Origin of the sequence: Brevundimonas sp. (assembly GCF_031082345.1) — a bacterium.
GTDB lineage: Bacteria > Pseudomonadota > Alphaproteobacteria > Caulobacterales > Caulobacteraceae > Brevundimonas.
On the sequence record NZ_JAVHLH010000060.1, the window covers coordinates 2,416 to 7,488 of the forward strand.

Genomic DNA, 5,073 nt, shown 5'->3' on the forward strand with positions numbered 1-5,073 from the left:
GACGCAGGTGCAGGCCTCCAAGATCCGCCTCCAGGACATCGCCGACAGCGCCGCCCTCGCCGCCGCCAACGACCTGTCTCTGGCCACCGACGGCTCCAACGCCAAGGAGCGGGCCCGGGCCTATGTCGACACTCACCTGAGCGAATGGGTCGAGGCGCCGAGGGTCGAAGCCGTCTATGAGGTGCTGGACGTCGACGGACAGCGCGCCATCCAGGTGCTGCTGAAAGGCCACCGGTCGTCCTTCTTCGGAAGCCTGCTGCCTCCCGGAGGCTGGCATTTCAACGCGAAGTCGACCGCCACGACCATGGGCATGGTGCCGCTGTGCGTGCTGGTCAGCGGCGATCAGGGCAATCAGCTGCTGTACGTCAGGGACACGAGCAAGCTGAACGCGCCGTCCTGTCTGGTGCATTCGAACCGCGACATCGAAGCTCAGGGGGCCGCGAGCATCACCGCCGCCTCGGTCCAGTCGGTCACGACCGCGCGGGGGTTCATCACCCCGACGGCGAATACCGGCGCGGCCTCGATCACGGACCCCTTCGCCAATCTTGATCTGGAACGGCAGAGCGGCTTCGGGCTGATGTGCACCGCCGGCGAACTGGTGAATCGCATCGTGGTGACTTCCGGAACGCATTACATCCCGCCGGGCAGGCACTGCGGCGGTATTGATGCCCGGGGGACGGCCCGCATCATCCTCGAGCCCGGGGAGCATATGTTCCGCCAGGGACACCTGGTCATCGACGAGACCGCGCGGCTCGAGGGGCAGGACGTGGTGGCCTTTTTCGACGCCGCGTCGAAATTCGAGTTCAAGGGCCAGGCCCTGGTGAACCTCGATGGACGCAAGTCTGGCCCCTACGCCGGCATCGTCATGGGCGCGATGCGCGACAACCGGCAGGATTTCGTCGTCTCGGCGGACCATGTGGAGAGCCTGCTGGGCGTGATCTACGTCCCCTCGGCGCGGCTCATCGTCGAGGGGACCGCGGACGTGGCCCGCGACAGCGCCTGGACCGTGATCGTCGCCCATCAGGTTCAGCTCAAGGGCTCGCCGTCGCTGTTCATCAACGCCAACTACGACGCCAGCGACGTGCCCGTGCCCGACGGCGTCGGCCCGCGCACCGGCGGGTCACGCCTGCTCGACTAGCGGCGGCCGGGTCGCGCCTGAAGCCGCGCCGTCAGGCTTGAGGTGTCCCATCGCGCGCCGCCCATGGCCTGCACTTCGGAATAGAACTGGTCGACCAGAGCCGTCAGCGCCAGATGGGCGCCGTTGGCCCGCGCCTCGTCGAGCACCAGACCCAAGTCCTTGCGCATCCAGTCGACGGCGAAACCGAACTCGAACTCGCCCGCCGCCGCCGTCTTCCAGCGGTTGTCCATCTGCCACGACTGGGCCGCGCCCTTCGAGATCGCGTCATAGACCGCGTCCGTGTCCAGTCCCGCCGTCTGGGCGAAATGGACGGCCTCGGCCAGGCCCTGGACCACGCCGGCGATGGCGATCTGGTTGACCATCTTGGTCAGCTGCCCCGCCCCGGACGGCCCCATGTGCTTGACGGCCTTGGAATAATGCATGAGCACCGCCTCGACCCGCGTCAGGGCCGCCGGATCGCCACCGGCCATGACGCTGAGCTGGCCGTTCTCGGCCCCCGCCTGCCCGCCCGAGACCGGCGCGTCGATGAAGAAGGCCCCCTGCCCCGCGGCCAGATCCGCCATGTCGCGGGCTACGCGGGCCGAGGTCGTGGTGTGGTCGACGACGACGGCCCCGGGGGCCAGCGACGGCATGGCCGCGGCCACGACCTCGCGCACGTCGTCGTCATTGCCGACGCACAGGATGAACAGCTCCGCGCCCGCCGCCGCGTCCGCCACCGTGGCGGCGAAATGGCCGCCGACGGCCCCGGCCCAGGCGCGCGCCTTGTCCGGCGAGCGGTTGAAGCCCGCGACGTCGTGACCGGCCTCGACCAGGTGACGCGCCATGGGGCCGCCCATCACGCCCAGTCCCGCGAAGCCGATCTTCATGTCCGTGCCCTCAGCTGTTCGGTTCGGTCGCGGCCCCGTAGCGGCCGCGGTAGTAGGTCAGGGCGTCGCCCGGCCGGGTTTCGAAGCGCTGGACCTCGCCGACGATGGCCAGGTGGTCGCCCAGGACGATGCGATCGTGGGCCGTGCAATCCAGCCGGGTCAGGGCGTTCTTGAGGCGGGGCGGTTCGGGGCTGGAGCTGTCGAACTCGTCCGAGGACAGCCGACAGACGCCCCAGGCGAAGCGATCGGACATCTCCCGGTCCTCGACGGGCAGCACGTGCACGGCGAAACGGTCGGCCGTGGCGAAGGCGTCATGCCGCCACGAGGCGCGGTCGAGACACCACAGGATCAGCGGCGGCCGCAGCGAGACCGAGGTGAAGGAGTTGACCGTGATCCCGAACGGTCCTTCGTCGGTGTGGGCCGTGACGACGCAGACCCCGGTCGCGAAGCCGCCCAGGGCCTGCCGGTAGGCGGCGATATCGAACGCGTCGGGGGTCTCTGGAACGGTCACCCGGCACGACTAGGCGAGCCCCGGGGCAGCGGCAAGTTCAGATTCCTCGCCGGCGGCGGAACGTGGTGAGCAGGTATCGCAAACGGGTTCTTAACGTCGACCCGGGACTGTGGGCTGAACTGGATGAGTTGCGAGTCCCCCGATGTCCATGAGCGATCGTCCGATCCTCATCAAGAAGGTCAAGAAGGTCGCCGGCCACGGTCACCACGGCGGGGCCTGGAAGGTCGCCTATGCGGACTTCGTGACCGCCATGATGGCCTTCTTCCTGCTGATGTGGCTGATCAACACGACCGACCCTGAACAGAAGCGCGGCATCGCTGAATATTTCGCCCCGGCCAGCGTGTCGGCGGCGACTTCGGGCTCGGGCGGCATCCTCGGCGGCACCTCGCTCGGCGACGACGGCGCCAAGGGCTCCGGCTCCCAATCGGTGATCAGCGAGCTGGCCCCGGAAGCCCCGCCGGACGCGCCGCAGGAGGCCGGCCAGAGCACCAATCTCGCCGCCGCCAGCGAGGCGGAACTGCGCGAGGAGATCGCCCGCCGCGAGGCCGCCGACTTCGCCTCGGCCGCCGAATCCCTGCGCCAGGCCATGCAGTCGATGCCCGAGCTGGCTGAACTGTCGAAACAGCTGATCATCGACCAGACGCCCGAGGGGCTGCGCATCCAGCTGGTCGACCAGGAAGGCCGCTCGATGTTCGAGACCAATTCGGCCCGTCCCAATCCGCGCGCCCAGCTGTTGCTCAGGGCCATCTCAAAAGTGATCACCCAGTTGCCCAACCGCATCTCGGTGACCGGCCACACCTCCGCCGCGCCCGGGTCGAATCGCGCCACCGCGCCCACCGACTGGCCGCTGTCGGCGGCGCGCGCCGACGCCTCGCGCCAGGCCCTGCAGGCCGCCGGCGTCGACGCCGACCGGGTCTATCAGGTCTCGGGCAAGGCGGGCTCGGATCCGCTCTATCCGGACGACCCGACCCTGGCCGGCAACCGCCGCATCGCCATCGTGCTGCTGCGCGAGGCGCCGGTGCTGCCGACGGACACCAGTCTGTGACCGCCCGCCCGCCCCGCGTGAGGCGAAGGCCCTTGCCCGGCGGCCCGGGCGGGAGCCAAATCGGCTGATGTTGGACCGGGCGCCAAACTGTCGTCGGAATTGGGTGGGGAGCTGCCGCCCGTGACCCAGTTCGTTCCCACGCGTCAGCTTCGCTTCTACATGACCTCGGTGGCCCCCTGCCCCTATCTGCCGGGTCAGACCGAGCGGAAGGTGTTCGCCAACCTGCCGTTCAGCGAGGGCGCCCACGTCAACGACGAGCTGACCCAGGCCGGCTTCCGGCGCAGCCAGAACATCGCCTACCGCCCGGCCTGCGAGGGCTGCGACGCCTGCGTCTCGGTGCGCCTGCCGGTGCCCGAGTTCCTGTTCTCAAGGTCCGAGCGCAAGGTGCTGAAGCGCAACGAGGACCTGACCCGCGACCTGGTCGAGGCCGAGGCGACGATGGAGCAGTTCGACCTGCTGCGCCGCTACCTGAACGGCCGCCATCCGGGCGGGGGAATGAGCAGCATGGGCTGGCTCGACTATGTCGCCATGGTCGAGGATACGTCGGTGCGGACCCATCTGATCGAGTATCGGCTGCCCTCGCCCGACGGCGGGCCCGGCGATCTGGTCGGGGTGTGCCTGACCGACCTGCTCTCGGACGGGCTGTCGATGGTCTACAGCTTCTTCGACCCGGCGCTGGAGGCGCGCAGCCTGGGCCGGTTCGCCATCCTGGACCATGTCCGGCAGGCGGCCATGGTGGGTCTGCCCTTCGTCTATCTCGGCTACTGGGTCCAGGGCTCGCAGAAGATGGACTACAAGGCCGGCTTCCGGCCGCTGGAGCAGCTGACCCGATTCGGTTGGGAGCGGCTGCCCTAGCCCGTCACCGGCGTCGAGGTTTCGTAGCCGGACGCCGACGCCTCGCCCGCCCAGACCCCCGGATCCTGGCCGCCGCCGAACTTCACCAGGGCGTCGATGCGTTTCTGGATCGGCGGGTGGCTGGCGAACAGGCCCTCAAGGCCGACGCCGTCGGGCTGGTTGTCGAGGAACAGCTGCTGCACCTCGTCCGGCCCCTTGACCGAGGAGCGGCCCTCGACCTTGCGCAGGGCCGAGATCATGGCGTCGGGGTTCTTGGTCAGCTCGACCGCCCCGGCGTCGGCGACGAACTCGCGGGTGCGCGACAGCATCATGCGGATGACGAAGGCCAGGGCGAAGCCGACCACGGCGAAGGCGATGCCGATCAGGATCAGCGGCATGGCGTTCTTGTTGTCGCGCCGCCCGCCGCGGGAATAGAGCAGGCCCCGGAACACCATCTCGGCGATGACGCTGATGATGCCCGCGAAAATCGAGGCGATCACCATGGTCCGCACGTCCTTGTTGATGACGTGGGTCAGTTCGTGGGCCAGCACCGCCTCGAGCTCGTCGCGGGTCAGGGTGTTCACCAGGCCGCGGGTGACGGTGACGCTGTACTGGCCCTCGTGCAGGCCGGTGGCGTAGGCGTTGAGGCTGTCGCGGTTGATGTCGCTCTTGAGTGGTG

General features: G+C 69.1%; 6 protein-coding genes. 3 read left to right on the forward strand and 3 right to left on the reverse strand.

Annotated features, from left to right (window positions below):
* Nucleotides 1-1,138, forward strand: a 1,138-nt coding sequence (locus RDU12_RS05840) for a hypothetical protein (RefSeq protein ID WP_308684253.1), incomplete at its 5' end; no start/stop codon positions are given.
* Here the strand turns inward: RDU12_RS05840 and RDU12_RS05845 are convergent.
* Nucleotides 1,135-2,004, reverse strand: a complete 870-nt coding sequence (locus tag RDU12_RS05845) for an NAD(P)-dependent oxidoreductase (protein ID WP_300291141.1) — start codon at nt 2,002-2,004, stop codon at nt 1,135-1,137. The genes RDU12_RS05840 and RDU12_RS05845 overlap by 4 nt on opposite strands.
* 10 nt (nt 2,005-2,014) lie before the next feature.
* The gene (locus tag RDU12_RS05850) at nt 2,015-2,515 is read right to left on the reverse strand and encodes a flavin reductase family protein (RefSeq protein ID WP_300291139.1); all 501 of its coding nucleotides are present in this window, start codon (nt 2,513-2,515) and stop codon (nt 2,015-2,017) included.
* 142 nt (nt 2,516-2,657) lie between these two features.
* On the opposite strand from RDU12_RS05850, the gene RDU12_RS05855 reads away from it, so the two are divergent.
* Nucleotides 2,658-3,560, forward strand: a complete 903-nt coding sequence (locus tag RDU12_RS05855; RefSeq protein ID WP_308684254.1) for a flagellar motor protein MotB — start codon at nt 2,658-2,660, stop codon at nt 3,558-3,560.
* 120 nt (nt 3,561-3,680) lie between these two features.
* Nucleotides 3,681-4,415, forward strand: a complete 735-nt coding sequence (locus RDU12_RS05860; protein WP_300291329.1) for an arginyltransferase — start codon at nt 3,681-3,683, stop codon at nt 4,413-4,415.
* Here the strand turns inward: RDU12_RS05860 and RDU12_RS05865 are convergent.
* On the reverse strand, nt 4,412-5,073 hold a 662-nt coding region (locus RDU12_RS05865; RefSeq protein ID WP_308684255.1), incomplete at its 5' end, for a M48 family metalloprotease. The genes RDU12_RS05860 and RDU12_RS05865 overlap by 4 nt on opposite strands.

What these genes read in the sequence shown, in the direction of transcription:
- RDU12_RS05845 (WP_300291141.1), bottom strand. Translation starts at nt 2,004, where the DNA reads ATGAAGATCGGCTTCGCGGGACTGGGCGTGATGGGCGGCCCCATGGCG.
- RDU12_RS05855 (WP_308684254.1), top strand. Translation starts at nt 2,658, where the DNA reads ATGTCCATGAGCGATCGTCCGATCCTCATCAAGAAGGTCAAGAAGGTC.